Annotated in this window: 17 protein-coding genes and 1 tRNA gene; 5 read left to right on the top strand and 13 right to left on the bottom strand. The window is 71.8% G+C overall.

Features of this window, described 5'->3' with window-relative positions; translation table 11 throughout:
• Positions 1-309 precede the first annotated feature (309 nt).
• Together ACTWOL_RS07425 and ACTWOL_RS07420 are read left to right on the top strand one after the other, a co-directional pair.
• The gene (locus ACTWOL_RS07425) at positions 310-1,119 is read left to right on the top strand and encodes a S1 family peptidase (RefSeq protein ID WP_474295596.1); all 810 of its coding nucleotides are present in this window, start codon (positions 310-312) and stop codon (positions 1,117-1,119) included.
• Positions 1,120-1,380: 261 nt separating this feature from the next.
• Complete coding sequence (locus ACTWOL_RS07420) at positions 1,381-2,478, top strand: methyltransferase domain-containing protein (RefSeq protein ID WP_474295594.1); 1,098 nt, start codon at positions 1,381-1,383, stop codon at positions 2,476-2,478.
• Here ACTWOL_RS07420 and ACTWOL_RS07415 read toward each other — a convergent pair.
• The gene (locus ACTWOL_RS07415) at positions 2,459-2,974 is read right to left on the bottom strand and encodes a ribonuclease FAU-1 family protein (RefSeq protein WP_474295592.1); all 516 of its coding nucleotides are present in this window, start codon (positions 2,972-2,974) and stop codon (positions 2,459-2,461) included. The two genes, ACTWOL_RS07420 and ACTWOL_RS07415, sit on opposite strands and share 20 nt — an antisense overlap.
• Complete coding sequence (locus ACTWOL_RS07410; RefSeq protein WP_474295590.1) at positions 2,961-3,890, bottom strand: N-acetyltransferase family protein; 930 nt, start codon at positions 3,888-3,890, stop codon at positions 2,961-2,963. The genes ACTWOL_RS07415 and ACTWOL_RS07410 overlap by 14 nt, the downstream gene beginning before the upstream one ends.
• 84 nt (positions 3,891-3,974) lie before the next feature.
• Between ACTWOL_RS07410 and ACTWOL_RS07405 the strand changes: the two genes are divergently transcribed.
• Positions 3,975-4,349 (top strand): GntR family transcriptional regulator, encoded by a 375-nt coding sequence (locus ACTWOL_RS07405; protein WP_474295588.1) that lies wholly within the window; start codon positions 3,975-3,977, stop codon positions 4,347-4,349.
• A 102-nt stretch (positions 4,350-4,451) separates the two neighbouring features.
• Here the strand turns inward: ACTWOL_RS07405 and ACTWOL_RS07400 are convergent.
• The 5 genes from ACTWOL_RS07400 to ACTWOL_RS07380 all read right to left on the bottom strand — a co-directional run bounded on the left by ACTWOL_RS07400 (position 4,452) and on the right by ACTWOL_RS07380 (position 8,609).
• Positions 4,452-4,525, bottom strand: a tRNA-Met gene (locus tag ACTWOL_RS07400).
• A gap of 193 nt (positions 4,526-4,718) precedes the next feature.
• A complete protein-coding gene (locus ACTWOL_RS07395) occupies positions 4,719-5,813 on the bottom strand; it encodes a DUF5925 domain-containing protein (protein WP_474295585.1) in 1,095 nt (364 codons plus the stop codon).
• Positions 5,814-5,890: 77 nt separating this feature from the next.
• Positions 5,891-6,694: a polysaccharide deacetylase family protein gene (locus ACTWOL_RS07390; RefSeq protein WP_474295583.1), complete on the bottom strand. Its 804-nt coding sequence runs from the start codon at positions 6,692-6,694 to the stop codon at positions 5,891-5,893.
• Entirely contained in the window at positions 6,691-7,761 is a 1,071-nt protein-coding gene (locus ACTWOL_RS07385; protein WP_474295581.1) for a glycosyltransferase family 2 protein, read from the bottom strand. Before ACTWOL_RS07385 ends, ACTWOL_RS07390 begins: the two co-directional genes overlap by 4 nt.
• Complete coding sequence (locus ACTWOL_RS07380) at positions 7,758-8,609, bottom strand: glycosyltransferase family 2 protein (protein WP_474295578.1); 852 nt, start codon at positions 8,607-8,609, stop codon at positions 7,758-7,760. The genes ACTWOL_RS07385 and ACTWOL_RS07380 overlap by 4 nt, the downstream gene beginning before the upstream one ends.
• A 575-nt stretch (positions 8,610-9,184) precedes the next feature.
• Here ACTWOL_RS07380 and ACTWOL_RS07375 point away from each other — a divergent pair.
• A complete protein-coding gene (locus ACTWOL_RS07375) occupies positions 9,185-9,994 on the top strand; it encodes an SGNH/GDSL hydrolase family protein (RefSeq protein WP_474295576.1) in 810 nt (269 codons plus the stop codon).
• Here the strand turns inward: ACTWOL_RS07375 and ACTWOL_RS07370 are convergent.
• Genes ACTWOL_RS07370 through ACTWOL_RS07355 form a run of 4 tightly spaced genes read right to left on the bottom strand, consistent with a single transcriptional unit; the run spans position 9,978 to position 16,489 of the window.
• Positions 9,978-11,762 (bottom strand): serine/threonine-protein kinase, encoded by a 1,785-nt coding sequence (locus tag ACTWOL_RS07370; protein WP_474295574.1) that lies wholly within the window; start codon positions 11,760-11,762, stop codon positions 9,978-9,980. The genes ACTWOL_RS07375 and ACTWOL_RS07370 overlap by 17 nt on opposite strands.
• Before the next feature lie 58 nt (positions 11,763-11,820).
• A complete protein-coding gene (locus tag ACTWOL_RS07365; protein WP_474295572.1) occupies positions 11,821-13,659 on the bottom strand; it encodes a hypothetical protein in 1,839 nt (612 codons plus the stop codon).
• A complete protein-coding gene (locus ACTWOL_RS07360; RefSeq protein WP_474295570.1) occupies positions 13,656-14,963 on the bottom strand; it encodes a tetratricopeptide repeat protein in 1,308 nt (435 codons plus the stop codon). Before ACTWOL_RS07360 ends, ACTWOL_RS07365 begins: the two co-directional genes overlap by 4 nt.
• Positions 14,960-16,489, bottom strand: a complete 1,530-nt coding sequence (locus ACTWOL_RS07355; protein WP_474295568.1) for a DUF4331 domain-containing protein — start codon at positions 16,487-16,489, stop codon at positions 14,960-14,962. The genes ACTWOL_RS07360 and ACTWOL_RS07355 overlap by 4 nt, the downstream gene beginning before the upstream one ends.
• Positions 16,490-16,740: 251 nt before the next feature.
• Here ACTWOL_RS07355 and ACTWOL_RS07350 point away from each other — a divergent pair, with 251 nt between their 5' ends.
• Entirely contained in the window at positions 16,741-17,007 is a 267-nt protein-coding gene (locus tag ACTWOL_RS07350) for a hypothetical protein (RefSeq protein ID WP_474295567.1), read from the top strand.
• Positions 17,008-17,238: 231 nt separating this feature from the next.
• Here ACTWOL_RS07350 and ACTWOL_RS07345 read toward each other — a convergent pair whose 3' ends face one another.
• Positions 17,239-18,684 carry a M1 family metallopeptidase gene (locus ACTWOL_RS07345; RefSeq protein WP_474295565.1) on the bottom strand — a complete coding sequence of 482 codons (1,446 nt, stop codon included), beginning with the start codon at positions 18,682-18,684 and terminating at the stop codon, positions 17,239-17,241.
• Positions 18,681-22,727 carry a Pls/PosA family non-ribosomal peptide synthetase gene (locus ACTWOL_RS07340; protein WP_474295563.1) on the bottom strand — a complete coding sequence of 1,349 codons (4,047 nt, stop codon included), beginning with the start codon at positions 22,725-22,727 and terminating at the stop codon, positions 18,681-18,683. Before ACTWOL_RS07340 ends, ACTWOL_RS07345 begins: the two co-directional genes overlap by 4 nt.
• Positions 22,728-22,929: the final 202 nt, after the last annotated feature.

Genomic DNA, 22,929 nt, shown 5'->3' with positions numbered 1-22,929 from the left:
ATCCATCAGAAACCCCCTAACCGTCAGTCCCTACGAGCCCCGGGTACTCCGATCCGCGGTTGATGGCCGGAAACGGACAGCTTGGCTGCAAAGGGCGTACAGACAAGGACAGTTGCGCTGCGCGGGGCTCTTGTTCATCGAGTGTCTGTTCCAGATAATCACTAGGCGCTCTGCGAACTCATCCCCCACTGGGTTCGGACGCCTTACGCCGTGCTGCCGTCATTTCGGCGCGCTTCAACGGTGGCGATTTCCGTTTCTCGTGTGGGTCGAGCTCATCGGAGCGCTCATCCCCCCACGAGAGGAACTCCGTTGACCGACATTCTGAAGCATCTCAGGACGACCACCGCCATAGGCGCCGTCGCCCTCGCCGCCTTCAGCCTCCAGCCCGGCAACGCCTTCGCAGCCTCCGAGCCGACCCCACGCGGCGACCTGGGCACGAAGGTCGTCGGCGGCACCCGCGCCGACCAGGGTGAATTCCCGTTCATGGTCCGGCTGTCCATGGGCTGCGGCGGCGCCCTGTACGCCAAGGACATCGTGCTCACCGCCGCCCACTGCGTCCAGGGCAGTGGCCCGAACACCGACATCACCGCGACGGCCGGTGTTGTCGACCTGGAGGACTCGAAAGCGGTCAGTGTGAAGTCCACACAGGTGCTTCAGGCTCCCGGATACAACGGCAAGGGCAAGGACTGGGCGCTGATCAAGCTCGAGAAGCCGATCGACCTGCCCACGCTGCCGATCGCCGAGGACGACAAGCTCAACACCGGTGAGTTCGACATCGCCGGATGGGGCGCGGACAAGGAGGGCGGTTCCCAGCAGCGTTACCTCCTCAAGGCCAAGGTCCCGGCCATCGACGACGCCACCTGCGTGAAGGCGTACGGTGATCAGCTCACCCCGGGTGAGGAGCTCTGCGCCGGGATGCTGGACACCGGCGGCGTCGACACCTGCCAGGGCGACTCGGGCGGCCCGATGTTCCGCAAGGACGACGCCGGGGCCTGGATCCAGGTCGGCATCGTCAGCTGGGGCGAGGGGTGCGCCCGTCCGGGCAAGCCGGGTGTCTACACCGAGGTGAGCACCTTCGCGGCGGACATCAAGAAGGCCGCGGGAGAACTGGGCGGCTGACCCCGGACGGACCCTCCGGGGTGCGGTTGTGATCCGGTGCCGGGCAGGTCTCCTGCCCGGCACCGGATCGTCTCCGGTCCGCCCTTGCGGAGCGAGTCGTGCCGCCGCTTTCGCTGCGGCTGAGCAGTCGCTCAACCTCCTCCGCAGATACGGCTGTCTCTTCGCCGAGCGGCGCACCGAGCGCCCGTACGACCGCTTCCACCACCGCAAGCCACCGCGCCGAACGGGCCGTTGTCAGTGCCGGCTGCGACGATCGGACGCATGACGACGATCGACTGGGACGCGGCAGCCGGCAGCTTCGACGACGAGCCCGATCACGGACTTCGCGACCCGGCCGTACGCGCCGCCTGGTCGGCACGGATGGCCGGATGGCTGCCCGACGAGCCGTCCGACGTGCTGGACCTCGGGTGCGGGACGGGCAGCCTGGCCTTGCTCGCCGCCGAGCAGGGCCACCGGGTGACGGCCGTCGACCTCTCGCCGCGGATGACCGAAGCGGCCCGCGCCAAACTCGCGGGGACGAGCGCCCAGGTGCTGACCGGGCCCGCGGAACGGCCGCCCGTGGGAGAACGGCGGTTCGACGTCGTTCTCGTCCGCCATCTGCTGTGGGCACTGCCCGACCCCGGGACCGTGCTCGCCCGATGGGCCGCCCTGCTGCGGCCGGGTGGCCGGCTGGTGCTCGTCGAAGGGGTGTGGAACGGGATCGGACTGCCTGCCCGGCGGCTGACCGCCGCCCTCGCTCCGCTCACCGTCCATGTCGAGGTCGAGCGGCTGTCGGCCGACCCGGCGTTGTGGGGCCGAGCCGTGGACGACGAACGGTACGCAGTGGTGGCGCGGGTGGCGCAGCCCCGGCGGCACAGCGAGGTGGTCGACGTCCACCTCGTTCTGCGCAGGGGAGAAGAGGTCCTGCTCGCCCGCAGGGCGGGGACCGGATACGGGGACGGGCTGTGGAACGGGCCGTCCGGGCACGTCGAGGACGGCGAGGACGTGCGTGCGGCGATGGCCCGTGAGGCGTCCGAGGAGATCGGCCTGGAGCTGGGGCCGGACGATCTGCGCGTCGCTCTGGTGATGCAGCATCGCGGCCCGGGGGATCCGCCCCGGACGGGCTGGTTCTTCGAGGCCGATTACGGGAGGGGCGGCGAGCCGTACAACCGCGAGCCGCACAAGTGCTCCGAGCTCGCCTGGCATCCGCTCGCCGCACTGCCGCACGACATGGTGGCGTATTGCCGGGCGGGGTTCGAGGCGTATCGCGCCGGTGAGCGTTTCGTCGTCCACTGGCACGAGGACGACGACCCGATCGGGTACGACGAGGACGTACCCGAGCGGGCGGTGCCGCTTCCCGTCACCCGAGGATCGAGGTGAACCGCCCCTCCCGGGCGAGGAGTTCGAGCGCGTCGAGGGCCCGGCGGGCCTCATGGGCCGCCGAGGGGTCGGTGTCCGGGAGGCCGCTCGCGGCGAACTCGTCCTCGTCGAGCCGGAGGATCCGACCGCCGTCCGCGGAGATCCACAGATCCAGGTCGAGGTCCTCGACGATCACCTCGGTGTGTGTGCCCCGCTCCTTCTCCGCCACGACCGCGGGCCGGGTGATGTCGCAGTACCAGCCCTTGAGGGTGCCGTTGCCCGTGCGCACCTCCTTCACGGCGTACCAGCGCTCGCGCCAGTAGTGCTCCGTGAAGACGTCACCCGGCTCGAAGCGTACGAAGCCGAAGTCCCGGGCGCCGTCACCGGCCCAGGGCGCACGGACCGTGATCCGGGCGCCGTCGTCCGAGACGACCCGTGCCGGATAGCGGATCTTCGTACGCCCGGCCTTGACCAGGACGACCTCCACGCGTCGCCCGGCTGCCTCAGACGAGAGCACGGCTGTGATTCACCTCCGTGGCGCAGATCTCGTAGCCGAACCAGTCGTTGATCGCCAGCATGGGATCGTTGCCCGCGTCGTTCCCGGTGAAGGCCTCCGTGATCCCCGCAGCCCGCGCCCGGTGCAGCGAGTCGTTCTTCGCGAGCTTGGCGAGGCCCCGTCCCCGGTAGGCGCGGGCGGTGCCCGTCATCGCCGTGGAGTAGCGCGTGGAGCCGTCCGTATAGGCAGCGGTGAACGCCACCGGGCGGCCGTCGACGACCGCCACGGAGGTCAGTTCCCTGTTGAGCAGCGGATGCCCCCAGGTCTGCACCAGCCAGTGCTCGTAGTCGTCGAGCTTCACCTCCTCGTCGCTCGGCTCGTCCGCCGTGGTCTCGGCGTCCAGATCGAACAGCGGCCGGGGATCGTTCTCGAAGGCCGTACCGGGGATGATCTCCACCCCCGCCGGCGGCTGCTGGAGCGGGGGAAGCGTGCCGCCCGCGAGATCGAGCCGGAGGAAGTGCGCGGGCCGGCCCGGACGGTAGCCGTGCCGTTCGGCGAAGGCGCGGTTGGCGGGCTCGTCGAACACCCACGAGTGCACCGTCGTGGCGCCCACGTCCGCGAGATGCCGCTCGGCGGAGCGCAGGAGCAGTGCGCCCGCGCCTCGTCCGCGCCGGTCCGGATGCACATAGACGTTGGCATGCCCCGCACGGGGCTCGGGGCTCTGGTACCCGAGCCGGACCTGCGCGGTTCCGATGACCTCGCCGTCCTCCTCCGCGACCAGCGGGCGCCAGTGGGCGCCGGGATGGGCATGGGCGGCATCGAAGGCCACGGACGCTGCGTTGACCAGCATGAACGGCACCGAGGCCTGCCGGACGAGGGCGAAGCCCTCGGTGTCCCGTGGGTCGTCGGGACGAAGATCGCGCACAATCACTGTCATGGGGCGTCACGCTAGGCACGAGCCGGAGCACGCGCCTCCCATTTTTTTCGCCGCCGGGAAGAGGGGATGGGGGACAATCGCCCCGTGACCTTGCACCTCGTCATCGACGCCGACTCCGCCACCGCACCCTACGAGCAGCTCCGCGCCCAGATCTCCGAGCAGGCCCGCTCGGGCGCCCTGCCCGTCGGCTACAAGCTGCCCACGGTCCGGGGACTCGCCGAGGAACTGGGCCTCGCCCCGAACACGGTCGCCAAGGCCTATCGCGCGCTGGAGGGGGACGGTGTCATCGAGACCCGCGGCCGCCACGGCACCTTCCTCGCCGCCGCGGGCGCCGCCGCCGAGCGCCGGGCCGCCTCGGCCGCGCAGACGTACGCGGAGGAGGTCCGGCGCCTCGGGCTGTCCCGGGCCGACGCGGCGTCCGCGGTGGAGGACGCGCTGCGGGCGGCGTACGGGGACTGACGTACGGGAGAGGCGCACGGCCGGACGGGGCAGACGGCCGACCCATCGGAGCCGGAAGACGGACGAGGGCCCGGTCCTGTGAGGACCGGGCCCGTCGATCAGTGGCCGGGGCGGGATGTGAACCCGCGACTTCTGGGTTATGAGCCCAGCGTGCTACCGAACCGCACCACCCGGCGGATTCCTACGCTACGGACAACTCCCGTGCCGGGCACAGCATCTACCCGGCGACGTCCTGGCTGCTCGCGGCGACCGTCGCGGCATCACCCGGCCCGGCTTCCGGCCACGTCAAGGTCCACGGGGATCCACACAGAGCCATGTCACCTATCTGCGTCACAGATCCGCGTCGCAGATCCACCTGGCAGATCCGTGTCACAGATACAGACCGGCATCCGCCCCGTCGTGCTGCACCGGCACCGACGCCGGACCTGCCCCGCGCCGCAGCGCGTAGAGCTCCGCCAGGGTCGCGCCGTCACGTCCCAGGCCCTCCGAGGTGCCCAGCCAGGACACCGCCTCCGCACGGGTGAGCGGACCCACCTCGATACGGGCGAGGCATCGCCCCGGCCTGACGACCGCGGGGTGCAACCGCTCCAGGTCCTCATTCGTGGTGACACCCACCAGGACGTTGCGGCCCTGGCCCAGCAGACCGTCGGTGAGGTTCAGCAGCCGCGACAGCGCCTGCCCCGCGGTGTGCCGGGCCTCGCCGCGGATCAGCTCGTCGCAGTCCTCCAGGAGCAGCAGTCGCCAGCGGCCCTTGGCCGTGCAGTCGTCCTCGCCGATCGCGATGTCCATCAGATAGCCGACGTCGGCGAACAGCCGTTCGGGGTCCAGCACACAGTCGACCTGGCACCAGTCCCGCCAGGAACGCGCCAGTGTCCGCAGCGCCGATGTCTTGCCCGTGCCCGGTGGCCCGTGCAGCAGAAGCAGCCTCCCGGCGATGTCGTCCGGGGTGACCTTCATCAGTCCGTCCATCGCATCGGCCACCGGCGCCGTGTAGTTGGACCGGATCTCCTCCCAGGTGCCCGCGGAGATCTGGCGGGTCGTGCGATACGGTCCGCGGCGCGGGGACACGTACCAGAAGCCCATCGTGACGTTCTCGGGCTGCGGTTCGGGTTCGTCCTGCACCCCGTCCGTCGCCTGGCCGTGGATCGCCTCGGCGAGTTCGGAGCTCACGGCGGTCACGGTGACATCGGCGCCGCGGTTCCACCGGGACACGAGCAGGGTCCAGCCTTCGCCCTCGGCGAGGGTCGCGCTGCGGTCGTCGTCCCGCGCCGCGCGCAGCACGGACGCGCCCGGCGGCAGCAGCGTGGCGCCGGGCCTGACCCGGTCGATCGTCGAGCTGTGTGCGTACGGCTGCTCGCCCGTCGCGAAGCGGCCGAGGAACAGCGCGTCCACGACGTCCGCCGGTGAATCGCTGTCGTCGACGGTGAGCCGGACCGGCAGTGCGTCCTCAGGCTTGGCAGACATGGCGCCCATGATCCGCCACGAGGACGCTCACCGCACGGCCTTTTGACGCGGGACCTGGGCCTGTCGTCACCATCTCCCTATGCACGCTGCACCCGTGCGCGCAGCAGCCGTACGCCGCTGCGCGCCCTGCGGACGAGCGCGTATCCCTTGGTGAGGGAACGGTCGCGGGCGAAGGTCCTGGCGACGGAGCGGCCTTCGACCAGCCGGGCGAACTCCTCGATGCCGGTGGACCTCCGTACGGTCACCCGCTCCAGTGCGTGAGGCCCCTGCTCGCGGCGGGCCAGGGCGTTGCCGACGGCGAGCGACTGGGTGAAGCCGGCCGCCCGGACCGTCCGGCGCACCCGTCTGCTGGAGTAGCCGTAGGGGTACGCGAACGAGACCGGCGCCGTGCCCAGTTCCTGGGCGATGATCTCCCGGCAGCGCAGCGCCTCCTCACGCAGCCGTGCGTCGTCGAGCTGGTCGAGCTGGGGATGGGTGTGCGAGTGTCCGCCGATCTCCGTGCCCGCGGCGGCGAGTTCCCGCACCTGGTCCCAGTCCAGCATCGTGTCCGGGGCGCCGCCCGTCTCGTACGGACCCCGCAGCCATCCGGTCGAGACGAACAGGGTCGAGGCGAATCCGTGCCCGGCGAGTACGGGGAGGGCGTGCCGGTGCACGCCCTCGTAGCCGTCGTCGAAGGTGATCAGCACGGGCCGTGGCGGGAGCGGTCGCCCGTGCCGCCACGCCCGGGCGAGGTCCGCGGTGGTGAGCGGGGCGAAGCCCCGTTCGCCGAGCAGCTCCATTTGTTCGGCGAACGCTTCCGGTGCCACGGACAGGCCATAGGCACCGGGTGCGGGCCGGTCTCCCACGGCGTGGTACATGAGGATCGGCACGGCCTGGTTCACTGCGGCTCCTCCTCGTGCGGACCGGGGGCGTACGCGGAGATCGGGCCGTGGGAGAACGCCACGCCCGAGCGGGTGCGCAGGCCGGCCAGCGTGTAGCCCAGCGCGGCCGTGACCACTCCGGCCACGATCGCACCCGCCCGGCCGGCCCCGCCGCGTCTGCCCCGCAGGGCGTCACGCAGCCCGCGTACGACACCGGCCGGGAGCACCCGGGTGGTGTACCGGCGCTCGGACTCCAGCCCCTTGCCGCGGCCCACGCTGCGGGAGACCAGGGCCTTGGACAGTCCTTCGGCATAGGTACGGGTGCGGAAGTAGCCGAAGCGTTCACGCGCGGCCGGGACCTTGTGGTGGATGACGGCACGGTCGTCGATCAGCAGGACCGCATGGGGGAGGGCCCGGCTGAGCCGGATGCACAGCTCGGTCTCCTCGCAGCCCAGCGGCCTTCTGCTGCCGTCCCGTCCGATACCGGTGGCGAAGCCGCCCGACGCCTCGAAGGCCGCGCGCCGGAACGACGCGTTGCCGCCGAGGACGTTGCGCACCCGCACCCGGCCGGGTGGCAGGCCCCGGTATGTGCAGCCCACCACCCAGTCGAACTCCTCGGGGAACCAGTCCGGGCGGCGTCCGGAGGCCCAGGCGGGCAGGGTCCTTCCGCCCACCGCCATGACACGGGGGTCGCCGTAGCCTTCGTCGAGGTAGCGGAGCCAGTCGCGTTCCGCCACGGCGTCGTCGTCGAGGAAGGCGACGATCTCGCCGCGTGCGACGGCGATTCCGGTGTTGCGGCCCGCGGAGAGGCCGCGGGGGCCCGCGTTGGCGAGCACCCGTACCTCGTGTCCGGGGACGGCGGCACCGGACTCCCCGGACCCTCCGGGTTCCCAAGGCGCCCCGGATCCGCCGTGGTCCTCGAACTCCTTCGCCAGCCGCTCGAGCAGCGCCGGGTTGTGGTCGACGACGAGCAGCGTCTCCAGCGCGGGCAGGGACTGCTCGCGCACCGAGTCGACCGCGGCCAGGATGTCCGCCCAGCGGTCCTCGGTGTAGACGCAGATCACCACGGAGCAGGTCCGGTCGCTCAAGAGAGCTCTCCCCGCGGGGCCTTGAGCGTGAGGGGAGGCGTACGCCGTGCGGGACGCCGGCGGACGCCCTTCTCCCGCAGGATCACCCTGAGGACCCGCAGCCCGTCCCGTACGGCGCTGAGATTGCTCACGCCGTGGATGCGCAGGTACTCGTGGCTGGGCACCTCCTGGACCCGCAGTCCGGCCTTGACGACCCGGATGTTCATCAGGGTCTCGATCTCGAAGCCGGTGCAGTCCAGGGTGATCCGGTCGAGGCAGTGCCGCCAGAAGGCGTTGTAGCCGTAGCAGAGGTCGGTGTACCGGGCGCCGAACTTGGCGTTCACGACGGCGCACAGGACGCGGTTGCCGAGTTTGCGGATGGGTGTCATGTCGTCCGTGCCCCCGCCGTTGGCGAAGCGGGAGCCCTTGGCGAAGTCGGCCCCGCCGACGAGGGCGGAGACATAGCTGACGATCTCCTGGCCGTCCGCCGAGCCGTCGGCGTCGACCATCACGATGATGTCTCCGGTGCAGGCGGCGAACCCGCTGATGAGCGCATCGCCCTTGCCCTTGCCCGCCTGCTTGACGACCTTGACGTCGGGCCGCAGTTCTCTGGCGACGTCGACCGTGGCGTCCGTCGAATTGCCGTCGACGAGGACGACTTCATGGATCCACTCGGGGAGCGTCTTGAAGACGTACGGAAGATTCTCCGCCTCGTTCATGGCGGGGATCACGACGCTGACCGGCGGGGCGATCGCGAGATGGGAGGAGATCGGACGGTACTGGGCGGATTTCCGGCCCGGTACGGAAGCGGCCGTTGCGGGAGCCGCTGCGGTGGTCACCTGGACCGCCGGGCGCAGGAAGGAGCTCATGACTGGTTTCCCTCTCGTCCGGTGGACCGCCCGCCCCCGGGCGGTCCGGATGAGTGTCCGGTTCGAAAGGGGGGTTCTCACCCCTGACATGACGGCATCGATCTCCGTGCTGGTCGGGTGAGCTGGTACTGCTGGCCGCGCGGCCCGTGGCCCGGCACACGCGTGAAGACGCGACCGGTCACGGCACCCCCCTACCGCGCTCCGCTCCGGACCATCGCGACGCTCGACGAACCCCTCCCCTGGAGTCGCTTCGCATGATGGGCCGTTGCGGGTGGATGTACGACGGTATTGATGATTAGGACTGTATGACAAGACCTGGAACGAGGTCTCACCTTTCTGCTTCTTTTTCCTTTCACAGTCGAAATGCGTGCCCTGCTTCCGTATTTCGGTAAAGGGGAGAAGAGGGGTATTTGAAGTGGCGCCTGTGGCGGTTAATTTCGGTCGATCATGTGATTCATCCGATGGATCATCACGTAGTCGACGATGAGCTCCTTTGTTTTTGGCATGGACACTTCCGGTGAAGTATGGGCCGTGCTACGACAGTTGAGGCAGAGATCCTGCTAAAGGGAGGTTCCATGAAACTGTCCCGAATCGCGGCATTCGCCTCTTCCCTCCTTCTCGGCGCCGTCCTCGCACTCACCGGTGCGGGCCCGGCGCAGGCCGCCCGGAGCGCGGCAGCCCTGGACTACGTGGCCCTCGGCGACTCGTACTCCTCGGGCGTCGGCGCCGGCGCGTACACCGGCTCCAGCGGCGACTGCCTGCGCACCAACCGCGCCTATCCGGCACTCTGGGCGGCCGCTCACTCACCCTCGTCCTTCGCGTTCACGGCGTGCTCGGGCGCTCGTACGAGTGATGTGACGGCTGGTCAGCTCGGCCCCCTCACCTCCGCGACCGACCTCGTGTCCCTCACCATCGGCGGCAACGACGCCGGCTTCGCCGACGTCATGACCACCTGTGTGCTGCAGTCCGAGAGCGCCTGCATCGCACGGGTGGAGGCAGCAAAGCGCTATGTCGACACCACCCTGCCCGGACGGCTCGACAGCGTGTACTCGGCGATCAGATCCCGCGCCTCGGCCGCACGGGTCGTGGTCCTCGGATACCCCCGCTTCTACCGGCTGAGCGGCAGCTGTCTCACCGGGCTCAGCGAGCGGGAGCGCACCGCGATCAACGGCGGTGCCGACTACCTCAACACCGCCATCGCCAAGCGGGCCGCCGACCACGGGTTCACCTTCGCCGATGTCGCCCAGGGCTTCACCGGACACGAGATCTGCTCCGGCGCCGACTGGCTGCACAGCATCAACTGGTTCAACATCACCGAGTCGTACCACCCCACCGCATCGGGACAGTCGGGCGGCTACCTGCCCGCCTTCAGTACGGCGGTGTAAGGGACCCGTACGGGGAGGAGGACCCGTCCGTACCGCCCGGGGCGGGGGACGGGGACTCCTTGCGCTCACAGGTCACCGAGAACGCCACCCAGTTCGACCGCGCCTCGACCGGACTGCGGACCTCCACCCGGATCCGGTCGTGGTGCGTGGCGTCTCCCGCCTTTCCCGCGTCCGCCGCGTGGTCCGCAGAGGTCCGCTCGATGTGGTGCACCTGCTGCGAAGTGCTCCCGCCCGCGGGGAAGTCGAGCGTCTGCCAGCCCGGTCTGTCCGATGAACTGCCGCTCTCGGTCACCCAGCGGTAGGAGACCGACACGGGGGTACGGCTCACCGTGATCGTCGCACGGAAGGCAGGAGCCGCCGTCTCGGGCGGCGGGCAGACACCGCTGTATTCGCCGGTCACGGCTTCGGCGTGGACCTGCACGGTCCACGGCGGGCGGTCCGGACCGGAACCATGGCCGCCGCCGGAGCCCTTGCCGCCCCCGGTGTCTGAGTTCGTGCCCTCACCGGTGCCTGTGCCGCTGCTCGTGCCGTCGCCGGTGCCGCCGGGCGTACGTGCGGACGATTCGTCACCGGTCGCGGCAGGGCCGCCGGTCGCGCCGCTCGTCGTCCCGCTGGTCGCAGCCCGGCCGCCGCTGCCACGGCCGCCCGTATCGCGGTCCTTCACCAGCGCATAGGTCAGCCCCGCGACCGACAGCAGCAGCAGCGCTATCCCCGCGACCAGCGCGACCAGGGCGCGCCGCGGCCGGCCGGAGGGCAGCGCGGTGGCACCGGTCGGCGGGGTCGCAGGCCCGAAACCTCCCACCGGCGCCGCCGCTCCCACGGGCGTGGCCGATGCCGTCGGCGCCGCCGGACCCGCCGGCGTGGACGCGGTGACCGTAGGGGCGTATCCGCCCGCGGGCGCCGGAGGAGTGGAGCCGGTACGCGGGGCGCCGCCGGCTCCCACGATCCGCAGCTCGCGCTCCGCCTCTGCCGCGGACAGCCGCTCCGCCGGATCCTTGCGCAGCAGGCCCTCGATGACCCCGGCCAGGTCGCCCGCCCTGCGTGACGGTGGCAACTCCTCGTCGACGACCGCCCGCAGGGTGCTGAGCGGTGTGTTCTGACGGAATGGCGACTGCCCCTCCACAGCCGCGTACAGCAGCACGCCGAGCGACCACAGATCGGACTCGGGGCCTGGCGTGCGCCCCAGCGCTCGCTCCGGCGCGAGGAACTCGGGCGAGCCGACGATCTCACCGGTCATCGTCAGATGGGAGGTGCCCTCGACCGTGGCGATCCCGAAGTCCGTGAGCACCACCCTGCCGTCGTTGGCGATCAGCACATTGCCGGGCTTCACATCCCGGTGCAGCACTCCTGCCTCGTGCGCGGCGCGCAGTGCGGCGAGGACCTCTGCTCCGATGTGCGCGGCGCGGCGCGGCGTCATGGGACCCTCGGCGTCGAGCACTTCGGACAGCGAGAGCCCCCGGACCAGCTCCATGACGATCCACGGCCGTCCGTCGTGCGAGGCCACGTCGTAGACGGTGACGACATTGCGCTGGGAGACACGGGCGGCGGCCCATCCCTCGCGTTCCAGCCGGGCGTACAGCCGGCGCACATCGGCGGTCTCGAGCGCCGCCGGCGCACGGACCTCCTTGACCGCCACCTCCCGGCCGAGGGCCTCGTCCCGGGCGCGCCACACGACGCCCATACCGCCTTCGCCGAGCCGGCCGAGCAGCCGATAGCGCCCCGCGACCAGCGTCCCGTCCTCCCGATCGCCGCCCGGCACTTCGCTCATCACGAGTCCCCCATTCGCAGCAGAGCGGCCATCACGGTGGAAACCCTTCCAAGTTAGCTCAACTGATGGCGCCTGCGGCCCCCCTGAACACCAATCCGCACCCCAGGACGAGCACGGCGAGCGCCGTGCTCAGCGGGGCGGTGCGCTGGACGAAGCCGAGCAGCCGCCCGCTCGGCCGGCCCCCGGCCCTTCGCCGCTCGAACCAGGCGGCCGCGCGTGCCCCGAGCCGTACGACGGCGAAGCCCGCCGCGGCGAGCGTGAGCGCCAGGCCCGCGCCGTAGGCGACGACGAGCAGCAGACCGAACCAGGCGTGCCCCAGTGCGGCCGCCCCGACCAGGACGACGACGGCGGACGGGCTGGGCACCAGGCCGCCGGCGAAGCCGAGCAGAACGGTCCGGCGCAGTGGCTGGGGGCGGGCGGGGGCGGGGGCGTGCTCATGGGCGTGGCCGTGTTCCGGTGTGGTCCCGGGGCTCCCGGCCGGTGCGGCGCCGTGGTCGTGCTCGCGGGCGGGACCGTGCTCGTGCCCGGCCTCATGGCCGTGTGCGTGTGCGTGTGCGTGTGCGTGTGCGGGAGCGTGCCCGTGCTCATGGCCGTCTGCGTGGGAGGAGCCGTGCGCATCCTCGCGGTCGTGCCCGTGCGGACGTTCGTGGCCGCCGGAAGGGCTGTGGCTGTGGCTGTGGACGTGGGCGCGCCCGCCCACCCAGTGGACATGCGTATGCCCCTGCCCGCCGGCCCGCTGCCGCCAGGCCCGGCGTACGAGCAGCGCGCCCGCCACCGTGACCAGGCAGCCGCTCGCCACTCCGAGCCAGCCCACCACGGAGGGGCTGACGGCCGAGCCGGTCGCCACGAGCGCGCCGAGCGCGAACACCCCGAGGGTGTGGGTCACGGTCACGGAAGCGCCGAGGGCCAGGACGTCCCGCAGCGAACTGCGGCCCCCCGCGGCCGCTGCCGCCGCCATCAGCGTCTTCCCGTGCCCGGGAGCCAGCGCGTGCAGGGCTCCGAGGCCGACGGCGATCGCCAGGGCGAGCGCCCCGAAGGACAGGGTGAGCTCGCGGTGTTCGACGAGCCCGGTGAGCTTCTGCGTCCAGCGGTCCACACCGCGCGGCAGGATCGAGGGGGGTGCGGCCGCCGAGGCCTCCTCCGCCAGCGCGGGTCCCCCGGGCACCGCCGTGACCTCGGCGCTGGTCTTGTCGGGCGGCGACTCGAGCAGACCCTCCGGGTACGCCGACAGCCTGCGCGAGACGGAATCCCGGGGCACATCCGACCCCTTGAGGGACGTGCGGTCGCCCCGCGCCGTGATCTCGCGCCAGCCGGGCCCGTCCGCACCGGCCGCCCGGAAGACGAGGGCCGTCTCGCGCCGCGGCAGCGGCGCGGTCATCCCGCACTCCAGACGCAGGGTCGGCAATCCGGCCTGCCCGGGACGTATTTCGGTCCGGGCGGTACCAGCCGTCAGCGGCACCGGCCGGCCGTCCACACGCAGCTCCGCCTCGCTCGCGGCCTGCGCGCACCGCTCCTTCGCCCATGCCGCGAGTGCCGGGGCCGGGAGTTCCCTCGGCCGCACTCTGGCGGTGGGGATCTCCGCCAGGTCCTCCACATGGTCGATCTTCAACTCCCCGTCGCCGATGACGAGTCCGTCGTAGCGGTTGACCGTGAAGTTGCCCAGGGGATGCGCGGCGGCGGGAGTGGCGCCGCCCGCGAGCAGCGCGGTGAGCGCCAGGCCCAGCGCGGCGGTCGCCCGTGCGACATGCCGCCCCCAGGGGCCGCGTGAGACCCGCGGCCGCGGAACGGGACGGGGACCGGGGGCGTACGTCCGCGACAGACAGCCCGGCGCCGCGGCCGCCGCCGCCCTGGTCACGGCGAGCAGCAGCGCGGTCCTGGTCGGTGTGTGCCCCTTCATGACCCCTCCAGGGCGTCGAGCGTCCGCCGGGCTTCGCGTGCACCGAGCGGTGAGAAGCCGGGGTTGAGTGTCAGAGCGCGGGTCAGCGAGGCCCGGGCGCCGGCGTTGTCGCCGACCGCCCGCTCGATCATTCCGCGGTGGAACAGGAAGGCGGCGTTGCGGTATCCGGTCGCCGTGGCCCGCCGGGCGTGTGCGAGGGCCTCCTCGGACTTCCCGGAGCGGTGCAGGGCCCAGGCCAGCGCGTCCTCCGTGTGCACCGTGCGGCGTCGCTGCCATTCGGCTTGTGCCGCGCGCAGCGCCGCGGCACGGTCGCCGTGGTCGGCGGCGGCCAGCGCGGTGTCCAGATCCGGATTGACCCCACCCGCGCGGGCCAGACCGGTGTAGGTGCCGACGACGGCGTACTGCTCCTTGGCACGCCCGGGCTGCCCGGTCGCCTCGTACAGCTCGCCGAGGGCGACCAGCCGCCCGGGCAGCGGGAAGCGCTCGACGAGGTCCTCGAACTCCTTGATCGCGCCCTTGAGATCACCCTTTCCCGCCAGCGCACGCGCCCGGCACTCGCCGGCCTCCGGATTGCCCGGCTCGGCCTTGAGCGCGAACCCGCAGCGCCGCAGTGCTTCCTCGTAGTCGCCCTGGGACCAGGCGAGTTGCCCGAGCGCGGTCGAGGTGTAGGCGAGGTCCGGGCGGCGGGCGGCCGAGTCCAGGGCGAGCTCCAGCACCCGGTGCGCCTCCTTGGTGTCCCCGCGCAGTTCGTGCACATAGGCGAAGCGGGTGAAGACGGGGATGCCCGGCCGGCGCGCGTCCGCCTGTTTGGCCGCCGCCGCGGCTGCGGGGTACTGCCCCGTTTCGACCAGTGCGTCGATCCGTACGGCGAGGGCCCGCTCGCTGTAGGCGTTCACCTTCAGCGCGCTGTCCGCGTCACGGAGCGCCGCCGGGAAGTCGTGCCGTGCGGCGGCGAGTGCGGCGCGCCCCGCGAGCGCCTCGGCGTTGTCCGCGGGCCGCAGCCGCAGGGACCGGGCGAACGCCTTCTCGGCCTGCGGATACCTCGTCGCGTCACCGCTGACCCGGGCCTGTTCGACATAGGCGGCCCCGAGCGCCGCCCAGGCACCCGCGTCCTTGGGCTGTTTCTTGAGGTGCGCCTGCAGAGGACGTACCCCCTGGCCCACCGCCGCCCCCGCGGCGGCCGCCGGGGCGGCGGGCATCTCGCCCCCGCCGCCGGCGACCGCTCCCACGGCCGTCAGCACGAGCGCGAGACCCGCCACCCCGGCCGCGAGCCGCGCGGAGCGGCCACGAGCTCCGGCCGTCACAGAACCCCCCTGCTGCGCCGGCGCATCCGCGACCATCCGAGGCCCAGGCCGACCAGCACGACCCCGGCGCCCGCGCCCAGAGAGGCGGCGACCAGGGTGGAGTTGTCACCGGAGGCGCCCATGAGCTCGGAGGCGCCGCCCTTCAGCTGGCTGCGAGTGCCGCCCTTGCCGTCCGCCACCGGACCGTCGGAACCCGAGGCCGGGAGCGCGACGTAGGGGAACTTCTTCTCGAAGCCCCGGTCGTTGGCGTTCACGGCGTCTCCCAGGTCGTTCTTCTTGCCCAGCAGTTCGCCCTCGACGACCTGGAGCGAGATGTCGATCACGTCGTCGGTCAGCCGCCGTCCGTTGGGGAACCCGGCCTTGTCCCCGTCCAGCACACCCAGGCGCTTCGGAGAGTTGGACGGCGGTATCGAGGTGTTCAGCCGCAGCATCTCGGAGGGCTGGACCTTCGGCGGCTGGTTCAGGTCCTTGACGCCGGTCAGGAACGCCTCGACCAGGTCGTTGCGCGGCTCCTTCGGGGCCTCGATCTTGTAGATGGACTCGATGAGCTTCGGCAGCTCGGGCTCGGTCACGAACGACAGGAACTGGCCATCGTCCTTCGGGACCGAGGCGTTGAACTTGTCCTTCGCCTTGACCGGTACGACGACCTCGTTGACCAGCGGCATCCCGAGACGCGACACCTGGGTCCAGTCACCGCTCGCGTTCCGGCGGGACGTGGTCGACCAGATGCCGACCACCGGCTGGTGGTGCGACTGCCGGATCTGATTCGTCGGCACCTGCAGCGCGATGCTGTTGACGTTGTAGCCCTTCAGCGTGTCCTGGCCCACCTCGGAGAGATCGCCTCCGTACAGCAGGTCGAAGACGCGCAGGTCGAGGAAGAACGGGTCGTCGGCCTGGCCCGCGAACACCGCGGTGCCGTCCTCGATCCGGTGTACGGCCTGGGCGCGCAGCTTCGCGTAGTCCGGCATGGAGGCCTTGCCCACGTTCGAGGGGGCTACCGGTACATGCTCGGCGATCTTCGTGCGCGACTTCACCCGCTGCTTCTTCAACCGCAGCAGTTCGAGGTCGTAGGTCTGCGTGATGTTGAGATCCGGGTCGTCGATGCTGGTCACCGGACCCGTGTTGTACAGGAAGGTGTCACCGTTCTTGACCTTGTCGTGGAACGTCCAGCGGTAGATCAGATCGCCCTGCGCGTCACCGTCGGAGTCGATGTTGACCTCGTAGCGGGCGTCGTCGGCGAAGCGGTAGAAGTTGGGCCCTCCCGCCGGGTCCTCGAACGGCAGCCAGTTGGCGACGATCGTCGTCGTGTCCGGGCGGTCCGGGCTCACGAACGCGTACACGTCTGTGTTGTCGTACTGCGGCTGCCCCGAGATCAGCGGGGCCTCACGGTGGCTGGAGGCGTTCGCCGCCCCCGGCGCGAGCGTGGTCGTGGCACCGGCGGCCGCGAGCCCCCCTGCTGCCAGCGCACCACAGACGAGCGCGGCAAGATTCCTGCGCCCCCGCGTGCTCCACTTGATAGCGGTCATCGCGTCCATCCCGTCCTGTCCGAGAACCTTGTTCAGTACTGCCTGGTGACCGGTATTCGGGGCAGAGGGGCAGGAGGATTGGCCCGGATCGAAAACTGTCCAACTCGCCCTGGAATCAGATGGATTCGCTGAGTGACCGTCAACACCCGTACAGGGGTGGTGAATCCTGTGACCGGGATACACGGGTGTCACTACGGGACGATAGGGTTAACCTGCCCGGGCCGGGTGCCCTCGTACGGGTGGGGAGTGAAATGGAACAGATAACGGTGCGCAGCAGGGCGCGAGTGCCTGCGATCACATGTGGAGGCAGCGCGACCAGCTCGCGCCTCGACCGCCATCTCGCGGTGCTGGGCGGTCCTGCCGTCCCGCAGGGCGAGTCGGCCGAGGCGACTTCGCTCATGCTCGAGCTGACGACACGTGATGTGGCGCACACCCGCAGGAGCAAGAGCGCGCGGGTCTCGCTCTTCGCGCCGCTGCGCAGGCTGCGGCGCTCGCTGTTCGGCAGCCGCGGCCACTAGGGGCCTGCGTCGGACCTTCCGCCGGGATCGTGCCCGGCGGCTGATCCCCCGACGAAAGACCCCGCCCGGTGGGGTGGCCGGCAGACGGAGCCGGGCTCGCGTGACCGCTCCACGCGCACCCGTCCCCGCTCGCCCGTCCGGCTCCGACGCCCGTCCACCCCGGCCGTGCACCACCCGTTCCCGAGCGTCCGGCGCACGGGAGGCGGACGTCACCCCACCGCCCCACCCGCATCAGCGGCGCTGCAGTGGCAGCGCCGGAAGCCTGGTCTCGTACAGCCACATCGCGAACAGCCGGTCCAGCGGCCGTGACGAGTGCCGCCGGGCCATCGCGACGAACTCCTCGGTCGTCACCACACCGTGCCGGTGCGTCGCGGTCCACTCCCGCAGCAGCCGGACGAAGGCCACATGCCCGATCTCGGTGCGCAGCGCATGCAAGGTGAGCGCTCCCCGTTGGTAGACCCGGTCGTCGAACAGCCTGCGCAGTCCCGGATCGGCGATCCGGACGTCCTGCCGCATCATCGCCAGCCGCGCCCGTGACTTGGCCGCCAGCGCCGACGTCGAAGGACCGCCGGACATCTCGGACCACAGCCACTCGGCGTACTTCGCGAAGCCCTCGTTGAGCCAGATGTGCCGCCAGTCGGCCACTGTCAGACTGTTCCCGAACCACTGGTGGGCCAGCTCGTGCGCGATCAGCCGCTCGCTGCCCCGCCGCCCGTCCACATGGTTGGCGCCGAAGATCGACAGCCCCTGGGCCTCCACCGGCACGTCCAGCTCCTCGTCGACCACGACGACCGCGTAGTCGTCGAAGGGGTACGGACCGAAGAGATCCGTGAAGACGAGCATCATCTCCGGCTGGCGCGCGAAGTCGTGTTCGAATCGGCCGAGCAGGGTGCGCGGCACCGCGGCGGGCTGCGGCACCTCCCCCGCATGGGGCACCTCGATCAGGTCGTACGGCCCGATCTGGACGGTCGCGAGATAGCTCGCCATCGGTGCGGAGTGCTCGTACACCCAGGTGGTCGTCGAGGCGCTGATCGTACGGGAGGTCAGCGTCCCGTTCGCCACCACCGTGTACGGGGACGGGGCCGTCACCGAGATCCGGTACGCCGCCTTGTCGTCCGGGCGGTCGTTGCAGGGGAACCACGAGCGCGCCCCGTTCGGCTGCGAGGCCACCAGCGCCCCGTCCTCCAGGTGCTCCCAGCCGAGGTCGCCCCAGTCACGGGTGCGGACGGCGTGCGGGACGCCGGTGTAGCGCACCTCCACGGTGAAGGGCGTCCCCGCGCGCAGGGGCTTGGCAGGACGCACCCGGAGCTTGTCGGCGCGGTGCGTGTACTTCCCCGGCCGGCCGCCGTTGACGAGGACCTTGGTGAGGCGGAACTGTCCGAGGTCGAGGACGATCTCGGACAGGGTCCGCTCGGCGACGGCACGGATCGTGGCCCGGCCGGTCAGCCGGCCGGTGTGCGGACGGTAGTCCAGTTCCAGGTCGTACTCCGTGGTCCGGTGGCCACCGTCGCCGTTCTGCGGCAGATACGAATCCGTCACCGTGGTGCGTCCTCCGGTCGTGCCCTGTGCGGTCTGGCGCGGTGCGCTCGCGGCCGGCGCCGGCACGGTCGCGCCGTCCGTGCCGCCGTCAGTGTTCCGTGCCGCGGGCCGTGCTGCCTGCCGCAGCGCCGGGCTCATGTCCTCCAGGCCGCGATCGGGTTGCCCAGCCAGCGGGTGTCCGCGGGCACCCGCTCCCCGCGCATCACCAGCGACGCCGGACCGACCGTGGCCCGGTCGCCGATCACCGCGCCGGGCAGCGCGATCCCATGCGGACCGAGTGTCGCACCCGCTCCGAGGACGACATTGTCCATGCGCATGATCCGGTCGTGGAAGAGGTGGGTCTGGACGACACAGCCGCGGTTGACGCCGGCGCCGCTGCCGATGGTGACCAGATCCGCCTCGGGCAGCCAGTACGTCTCGCACCAGGCGCCGCGGCCGACACGGGCACCGAGCCCGCGCAGCCACAGGTTCATCAGCGGCGTACCGGGGGTCGCGCCGACGAGCCACGGCACGGCCAGGACCTCCACGAAGGTGTCGGCGAGCTCGTTGCGCCACACGAACGACGACCACAGCGGTCGCTCCGTCGCCGTGAACCGTCCGACCAGCATCCACTTCGCGGCGATCGCGACCAGGCAGGCGGCCGTCCCGGCGACCGGGAGCACCACCGCTCCCAGCAGCAGCGCGACCGGGAAGCCGGCACGGTCGGCGACCAGGGTGAACGCCGCCAGCGCGAGCACGGCGAGCGCCACGCTGCACATGACCGGGACCAGCCGGCAGACCTCGACCGCGGCCCGTGCGAGTCTCAGCCGCAGCGGCGGGGCGAAGGTACGGCTCCGGTCGCCCCCTTCCGCGGCCCTCGGCAGTTCCATCGGCGGCATGCCGAGCCACGACGAGCCGGCCTTGGCCCGCTTCGGGGCGGCCGACAGCACGCCCACGAGACCTCGCTTCGGCACCCGTCGGCCGGCCGCGGCCATCCCGGAGTTGCCCAGGAAGGCGCGCTTGCCGACCCGCGCCTCGGCGATGTGCAGCCGGCCACCGCCGAGCTCGTACGAGGCGACCATGGTGTCGTCGGCGAGGAAGGCCCCGTCGCCCACCGTCGTCATCGTCGGCAGCGCCAGTACGGTCGACGCCTCGACGCCGCGTCCGACCTTCATGCCGAGCGCTCTCAGCCACACGGGCGTGAACAGGCTCGCGTACAGCGGGAACAGATGCACCCGCGCCATGTCCATCAGCCGTTCGGTCGCCCAGGCCTGCCAGGCGATCCGGCCGTGCACCGGGTGATAGCCCTCGCGCAGTCCGACGCCCAGCAGACGCACCCCGGACACGGTCAGCACCGCGTACGTCACCAGGGCGACGACGGTCGCCAGGGGGACGGCTGCCAGGGCGGCCGCAAGCCCCTCGCCGAGACCGGTGGTTCCGCGCAGGAAGTCGCCGATCACCAGCAGGCCCGGCAGGGCGGCGACAGCCGGCAGCAGTCCGAGCAGCAGGGAGGACACCGAGTAGACGACGGTCCACCGGCGTCTGCGCACCGGACGGCCGCCGGGCTGACCGCGGCCCGCCTTGCCCTTCCTGGACGCCGGGGCACCGGCCCAGCGTTCGCCCGCCGGGACGGCGCCGGTCACCCCCGAGCCGGGGGCGATCTCCGCGCGCTTGCCGATGCGCGCACCGGGGAACAGCGTGCTGCGGGCGCCGACGAGCGCGCCCGCCCCGATCCGCACCGAACCGATGTGCAGACGGTCACCGTCCAGCCAGTGGCCGGAGAGGTCCACTTCGGGCTCGACGGCGCAGCCCTTGCCGAGCCGCAGCATTCCGGTCACCGGAGGCAGCGCGTGCAGATCGACGTCATCGCCGATCCGTACCCCCAGCGCACGTGCGTAGTAGGTGAGCCAGGAGCCCGCGAGACCGGTCGCCCCGCTGAGCTCGGCGAGCCGCTCGGCGGTCCACAGCCGCAGATGGATGCTCCCGCCGCGGGGGTAGGTGCCCGGGCGCACACCGTGCAGCAGCAGACGTGCCCCGCCCGCCGCGATCACGATCCGCCCCGGTGGGCTGACGACGAGCAGCCAGCCGAGGGCCACCCACCACCAGGACACCGTGGGCGCCCACGGCAGCCCGATGACGTTGTTGACGGCGGCGGCGACCACACCCCATCGCAGGCCCATGACACCCAGCAGCGGCAGCATGAGCAGCAGTTGCACCGCGCCGGTGCGGGGGGACACCGGACGGACGGCGCGGGCCGTGCCGCCGCGGCCGGAGGCGGCCTCCAGCGTGCGGGCGAGGGCACCGAGCGTCGGGTTCCGGTAGATGTCGCCGACCGAACCGGTGCCGTACCGCTCACGGATGCGGGACACGAGCTGTGCGGCGGCCAGACTGCCGCCGCCGTGCCCGAAGAAGTCCGCCTCGGGGCTGCCGACGGGCGCCCCGAGGAGCTCGGCCCACTGTGTGGCCAGCCATGCCTCGGTCTCGCTCAGGCCGGCCATGGCACCGGACGCTTCCGGCGTCAGGCTGTCGGGCAGCGGCCACGGCAGCGCGTCGCGGTCCACCTTGCCGGAGGTCCGCGTGGGCAGCTCGTCGACCACGGCGATGACGGGCACGAGTGAGGCGGGCAGCCCTTCGCGGAGCCGTACGACTGCTTCGGCGACGTCGAATCCGCCGGTGGCGGCAGCGCCCGCGGCCGTCGTCGCTGTGCCAGGGCGTGTCTCGGTGCCGGTGCCGGTGCCGGTGCCGGTGCCGGTGTCGGTATCGGTGTCGGCTGCCGGCGGGGCTCCGTTCGGGTCGGCGGCGGGGCCGGTTCCCCCGCCGTCGCCGGGATCGTCCAGGTGGGGCACGACGTACCCCACGAGCAGCTGATGGCCCGCGGGCGTCGTACGGACCGCCGCCGCCGCACCCGCGACGCCCGGGAGGGCCTGCAGGGCCGCGTCGATCTCGCCGAGTTCGATCCGGCGTCCGCCGAGCTTGATCTGTTCGTCCGCGCGGCCGGCGAAGATCAGGCCTTCGGGCTCGGCACGGACCAGGTCGCCGCTGCGGTAGGCGCGCTCCCAGCCCAGCGCGGGCAGCGGCGCGTACTTCTCGGCGTCCTTGGCCTCGTCCAGGTAACGGGCGAGACCGACACCTCCGATCACCAGCTCGCCGGTCGCGCCCATCGGCACGATCTCGCCGGTGGCGTCCACGACCGCGAGGTCCCAGCCGTCCAGCGGCAGCCCGATGCGCACCGGCCCCTCGCCGGTCAGCGGGGCGGCGCAGGCGACGACGGTGGCCTCGGTGGGGCCGTAGGTGTTCCACACCTCACGACCGGGTACGGCCATGCGCTCGGCGAGTTCCGGCGGGCACGCCTCGCCTCCGAAGATCAGCAGACGCACCTCGTCGAGGTCCTCGGCCGGCCACAGTGCGGCGAGCGTGGGGACCGTGGAGACCACGGTGATGCGCTGCTCGACGAGCCAGGGGCCGAGGTCGACGCCACTGCGGACGAGGGAGCGGGGCACGGGCACCAGACATCCGCCGTGCCGCCAGGCGAGCCACATCTCCTCGCAGGAGGCGTCGAACGCGACGGAGAGCCCGGCGAGCACCCGGTCACCGGGGCCGAGCGGGGCGTCCGCGAGGAAGAGCCGGGCCTCGGCGTCGACGAAGGCGGCCGCGCTGCGGTGGGTGACCGCGACGCCCTTCGGCTTGCCGGTGGAGCCGGAGGTGAAGATGATCCAGGCGTCGTCGCCGGGTGCAGGCCTCTGGCCGGTCGTTCCGGCGGGGGTGCTCATCGGCGTGACGGCACGTTCCGCGCCGATCACGGCGACGACCGCGGCCTCGCCGAAGACCAGCTCGGCGCGTTCGCCGGGGTCGTCCGCGTCCACGGGGACGTAGGCCGCGCCTGCGGCCAGCACCGACAGGATGGCGACATAGAGGTCGGCGGACCCTGAGGGGACGCGGATGCCGACGCGGTCGCCGATGCCCACTCCGAGGTCGGCGAGTCGTCGGCGCAGCTCCTCGACCTCGTCGAGGAGGGCACGGTAGGTGAGGGGGTGGACGCCGTCGTCCAGGGCCAGGGCGCCGGGATGGCGCCGGGCCGTCTCGTCGAGGATGTCGAGGAGGGTGCGCTCGGTGGGCGCGCTGCCACCGGTGAGCAGTGCGGGAGCCGGCGCCTCGACGAGGAGCGGATCGAGAAGCGTCGGGGTATCCGGGGCGACGGTCATAGGGCGTGCCGTTCGCCCGCCTGCACGACCCCGTTCTCGTTCCTGCGCATCGCTCACTCTCCGTTCGTCGTCTGGAGTGCGCCGCGAATCGTGGTGCTTCCGCGCACACGGCAAACGAGGAGTTTATCCAGCGTTCACCCGACTGGCCTGTTGTGATCCGGCCGGAAGAGGTGGCGGGAGGACTTCCCCTGTGGGCTCTTCC

Source organism: Micromonospora sp. IBHARD003 (genome assembly GCF_056106285.1).
Note: the sequence above shows the minus strand (reverse complement) of the source record. Positions and strands in the feature narration are given on the sequence as shown.

What these genes read in the sequence shown, in the direction of transcription:
- ACTWOL_RS07420 (WP_474295594.1), top strand. Translation starts at nt 1,381, where the DNA reads ATGACGACGATCGACTGGGACGCGGCAGCCGGCAGCTTCGACGACGAG.
- ACTWOL_RS07410 (WP_474295590.1), bottom strand. Translation starts at nt 3,890, where the DNA reads ATGACAGTGATTGTGCGCGATCTTCGTCCCGACGACCCACGGGACACC.
- ACTWOL_RS07395 (WP_474295585.1), bottom strand. Translation starts at nt 5,813, where the DNA reads ATGTCTGCCAAGCCTGAGGACGCACTGCCGGTCCGGCTCACCGTCGAC.
- ACTWOL_RS07380 (WP_474295578.1), bottom strand. Translation starts at nt 8,609, where the DNA reads ATGAGCTCCTTCCTGCGCCCGGCGGTCCAGGTGACCACCGCAGCGGCT.
- ACTWOL_RS07375 (WP_474295576.1), top strand. Translation starts at nt 9,185, where the DNA reads ATGAAACTGTCCCGAATCGCGGCATTCGCCTCTTCCCTCCTTCTCGGC.
- ACTWOL_RS07370 (WP_474295574.1), bottom strand. Translation starts at nt 11,762, where the DNA reads ATGAGCGAAGTGCCGGGCGGCGATCGGGAGGACGGGACGCTGGTCGCG.
- ACTWOL_RS07365 (WP_474295572.1), bottom strand. Translation starts at nt 13,659, where the DNA reads ATGAAGGGGCACACACCGACCAGGACCGCGCTGCTGCTCGCCGTGACC.
- ACTWOL_RS07355 (WP_474295568.1), bottom strand. Translation starts at nt 16,489, where the DNA reads ATGACCGCTATCAAGTGGAGCACGCGGGGGCGCAGGAATCTTGCCGCG.
- ACTWOL_RS07350 (WP_474295567.1), top strand. Translation starts at nt 16,741, where the DNA reads ATGGAACAGATAACGGTGCGCAGCAGGGCGCGAGTGCCTGCGATCACA.
- ACTWOL_RS07345 (WP_474295565.1), bottom strand. Translation starts at nt 18,684, where the DNA reads ATGAGCCCGGCGCTGCGGCAGGCAGCACGGCCCGCGGCACGGAACACT.
- ACTWOL_RS07340 (WP_474295563.1), bottom strand. Translation starts at nt 22,727, where the DNA reads ATGACCGTCGCCCCGGATACCCCGACGCTTCTCGATCCGCTCCTCGTC.